Here is a 4,027-nt window from a genome sequence, read left to right as displayed (position 1 = left end):
TTCATATAACCTCATAATTGTTACAAGAAATTCTGAATTGAAATGTTTATGTTTTCCTTCAATCTGACGAAAAACATGTAAACAAAGCGGGTCAATATCTTTGTATTGAATTTCATTAAAAAAATTATACAATTCTGATTTTTTTGCATTCGGAATTACATTCAAAAATTTGTCACAAAGATAATTTATTTTGTCATCGCGACTATGAAGAAATGCATCGAATTTTTTTCGATCAGTTTCTATCTCATTCATCGCCTGGATCGATGTCATTTTTCACGTCTCCATCAGGCGGGCGGCGGCCGCGCGGGCCTCATCCGTGATGGCCGCGCCCGAGAGCATGCGCGCGATCTCCTCGCGCCGCGCGGCATCATCGAGCAGGCGCACACCCGTCGCCACCCGATCCCCCTCGCCAATCGCGGTTTTCGAGATCTCGAAATGCGTGCTCGCGCGCGCCGCGACCTGCGGCGCATGCGTCACCGCGAGCACCTGCACGCGGGCTGCGAGCCGCGCGAGCCTTGCGCCGATGGCATCGGCCACCGCGCCGCCCACGCCCGTATCGATCTCGTCGAAAACGAGCGTCGGCGCCGAGCCGCGATCCGCCAGCGTCACCTTCAGCGCCAGCATGAAGCGCGCGAGTTCACCCCCCGAGGCGACCTTCATCATGGGGCCGGGCCGCGAGCCGGGATTGGTCGCGACATGGAACTCCACGCGATCGATGCCGGTGGCTTCGAGGCGGGCGGGATCGCTGTCGACACGGGTTTCAAAGCGGGCGCGTTCGAGCTTCAGCGGCGGCAATTCGCCGGCAATCGCCTCATCCAGCGCAAGCGCGGCGTTCCGGCGTTTCTCCGAGACCATCCGCGCCTTGGTGGAGAGCAGGGCCTCGCGCGCGGCGACATCCCGTTGGAGGCGGACAAGCTCGGCCTCGCCATGGTCCAGTGCCTCGAGATCGCCCGCGAGTTTCGCGGCGAGTGCAGGCAGGTCGTCCACGGGCGTCTGGTACTTCCGCCCGGCGGCACGCAGGGCAAAGAGCCGCTCCTCGATCCGTTCCAGTTCACGCGGGTCGAATTCCGCCTGCCGCAACTCCGCCTCGAGGCTCTGATGCGCGAGATCAAGCGATTGCAGCGCGGCGTCGAGCGTGGTGACGGCCACCGCGAGATCGGGCCCAGCCTGCTCGCGGCGCCGTTCGAGCCGGCGCAGCACCGAGAGCAGGATCGGCCCCGGCGCATGGTCGCCCGAGAGGATGTCAGCGGCTTCGCGCAGATCGCCGGTGATCTTCTCGGCCTGCATCATCCGCTGACGCTCGGAGGCGAGGCGTTCTTCCTCGCCCGGCTCAGGCGCAAGTTTCTCGAGTTCAGCGGTGGCATGGCGGATATAGTCTGCTTCGCGCCGCGCGGCATCGATGCGCGCCTCATGCTCGCGAAGGACGCGTCCCGCCTCACGCCATTGGGCATGAAGCCGGGAAAGCTCGGCGACATCATCGCCCAGGCCCGCAAAATCATCCACGAGATCGCGATGCGTGCCTGGGTCGATCATCGCGCGATCGGCGTGCTGGCCGTGGATTTCCACTAGCGCGGCCCCGATGGCGCGCAGCGCCTGCATGGAAACCGGCTGGTCGTTCACATAGGCGCGCGAGCGGCCATCAGCCATCTGCACGCGGCGCAGGATGAGATCACCTTCGACCTCGGCACCAGCCTCCCCGGCGGCGAGGATCGCCCCGTGATCGGGCGGGAGATCGAAAACGGCCGTCACCTGCCCCTGCATCGCGCCCGCGCGCACGAGCGCGCCATCGCCGCGCCCGCCCAGTGCCAGCGCCAGCGAATCGAGCAGGATGGACTTGCCCGCGCCGGTTTCGCCCGTGAGAACGGAAAGGCCCTGCCGGAAACCAAGGTCCAGCCGCTCGATCAGAACGATATCGCGGATCGAGAGCCGGGAGAGCATGGCGTGCTCTTCCCGGCGATCAGAGGACGGCCGAGAGGCCCATCGAACGCAGGGTCTTGCTGATCCAGGAGCCACGATCCTCGCGCGGCTCGAGCCCGCCCGATTTCAGCAGCGTGAAGGCATCCTTGTACCACTGGCTTTCAGGGAAGTTATGGCCCAGCACGGCGGCCGCTGTCTGCGCCTCCTTCACGACGCCCAGAGCCATGTAGGCCTCGGTGAGGCGTGAGAGGGCCTCTTCCACATGGCGCGTGTTCTGGTACTTCACCAGCACCTCGCGGAAGCGGTTGATCGCCCCTGTGAAGTTGCGCTGTTCGAGGTAGAAGCGCCCCACTTCCATCTCCTTGCCGGCAAGCTGGTCTCGCGCCATGCGGATGCGATCGCGCGCATCGCCGGCATATTCCGAGTTCGGCCACTTGCGGACGAGATCCTCGAAAGTCTGAAGCGACTTTTCGGCGCGTTCCTGATCACGCTGAACATCGAGAATCTGGTTGTGGTAGCTCATGCCGACCAGATATTGCACATAGGGCGTATCGGGGCTGGCAGGATAAAGCTGGACATAACGGCGACCGACGCTGATCGCCTCGGCGTAATCGCCCCCCTCGTAGGAAGAGAAGGTCGACAGCACCATCGCGCGGCGCGACCAGCCCGAATAGGGATATTGCTTGTCAAGTTCGGCAAACTTTTTGGAAGCGCCACCATAATCGCGGGCCTCCAGGCGCGCGAGGCCATCGTTGAACAGCACTTCGGCACGCTCATCCTTGCCGATATCGCTCTTCGGGCCCTTGTCCTCGAAGGGATTGAAACTCGAGATCGTGTCGGAAACGGTTTCGCAGGCCGCGACCGAGACGGCCATGAGGGCACCCGCCGTGAGCCGCAGGAAGAAACTGGCCCGGCCCGGCTTGCGATTCTTGTCGTTTCCGTCCGTCATCACGACCACCCTGCCCCCAAACTGAACCGGGAGATTGTTCCCGAACTCGCCCCAAGGGCAAGGCCGGATTCACCATAACGATTGCGTTCTTCTGGTGGAAACCGCCCCTCAAGGCAAGAGCCCGTCAGCACTCATCATGGAATGTCGTTAACCGAATCGACGCGGCATATTTGTGGCAACGGCTTCAAAATGCGACAGGTTTCGCCGAGGATATTCAGTTGACCTCGGGAGCGAAGGCCGCGACCGGCTGCATCACCATTTCACCGCGGGCCCGGGCCGGCCGGCGAACCGCATCGGTGACGGCATAATTCCGCCGATCGGAGAACAGGGCGGAGAGCATCATAACGTTGAGCTTGTGGCCGGGGCAGAAGGCCTTGTAGTGGCCCTGCAGGGCATGGCCAGCAAGCGAAAGATCGCCAATGGCATCCAGCAGCTTGTGGCGAACGAATTCATTGGGGAAGCGAAGGCCTTCGGGATTGACCACGCGGTCTTCGCCAACGGCAACGGTATTCTCGAGAGAGGCGCCAAGGGCGAGGCCCGCTTTCCAGAGCGCCTCCACATCCTTCATGAAGCCGAAGGTGCGGGCGGCGGCGACCTCACGGCGATAGCGATCGGCCGAGAAATCAAAAGAATAGGTCTGGCGGCCGATGGCCGGGTTCTTGAAATCGATCTCGATATCGAGCCGGAAACCATCATAAGGCGAGAGTTCGGCATGGGCGTTGCCCATCTCGATCAGCACGGGGCGCAGCACCCGGACCATCTTGCGCGGCGCGAAGAGACGCTTCACACCCACCTGAAGGATCTGCTCGACGAAGATGCGCGAGGAGCCGTCGAGGATCGGCATTTCCGGCCCATCGACCTCGACCAGGACATTGTCGATCTCGAGACCGGCCAAAGCCGACATCAGATGCTCGATGGTGGCAATGCTGGCACCGGTCTTGTCACCAATGATGGTGCAGAGCTGCGTATCCTGCACCGAGGTATGGCGCGCCTCGATCAGCCGCTGGGTGCCGTTCGGAAGATTGGTGCGCAGGAAGGTGATGCCTGAATTCGCTTCTGCCGGATGAAGAACAACGCGCGCGGGTTGACCCCGATGAACACCAATTCCCTCGATGACAACCTGATCGGCCAGCGTGGTTTGAGTCACGGCGCAGTCCCCTT

At 62.1% G+C, this 4,027-nt stretch carries 4 protein-coding genes; all 4 read right to left on the bottom strand.

All coding sequences use genetic code 11. The annotated features are described in order from the left end of the window. A partial coding sequence (locus ACKODO_RS09185; RefSeq protein ID WP_408983137.1) for a hypothetical protein occupies positions 1-270 on the bottom strand: 270 nt, incomplete at its 3' end. A 3-nt stretch (positions 271-273) separates the two neighbouring features. Beyond that, entirely contained in the window at positions 274-1,938 is a 1,665-nt protein-coding gene (gene recN, locus ACKODO_RS09180; RefSeq protein WP_408983136.1) for a DNA repair protein RecN, read from the bottom strand. A gap of 19 nt (positions 1,939-1,957) precedes the next feature. Beyond that, positions 1,958-2,866 (bottom strand): outer membrane protein assembly factor BamD, encoded by a 909-nt coding sequence (locus ACKODO_RS09175; protein ID WP_408983135.1) that lies wholly within the window; start codon positions 2,864-2,866, stop codon positions 1,958-1,960. 214 nt (positions 2,867-3,080) lie between these two features. Beyond that, positions 3,081-4,013 (bottom strand): UDP-3-O-acyl-N-acetylglucosamine deacetylase, encoded by a 933-nt coding sequence (gene lpxC / locus ACKODO_RS09170; protein ID WP_408983138.1) that lies wholly within the window; start codon positions 4,011-4,013, stop codon positions 3,081-3,083. Between the last annotated feature and the right edge of the window lie 14 nt (positions 4,014-4,027).

It is taken from the genome of Rhabdaerophilum sp. (genome assembly GCF_046092605.1).
Classification (GTDB): Bacteria; Pseudomonadota; Alphaproteobacteria; order Rhizobiales; family Beijerinckiaceae; genus Rhabdaerophilum.
This window is presented reverse-complemented; position numbering and strand designations above follow the sequence as displayed.

What these genes read in the sequence shown, in the direction of transcription:
- recN (WP_408983136.1), bottom strand. Translation starts at nt 1,938, where the DNA reads ATGCTCTCCCGGCTCTCGATCCGCGATATCGTTCTGATCGAGCGGCTG.
- ACKODO_RS09175 (WP_408983135.1), bottom strand. Translation starts at nt 2,866, where the DNA reads ATGACGGACGGAAACGACAAGAATCGCAAGCCGGGCCGGGCCAGTTTC.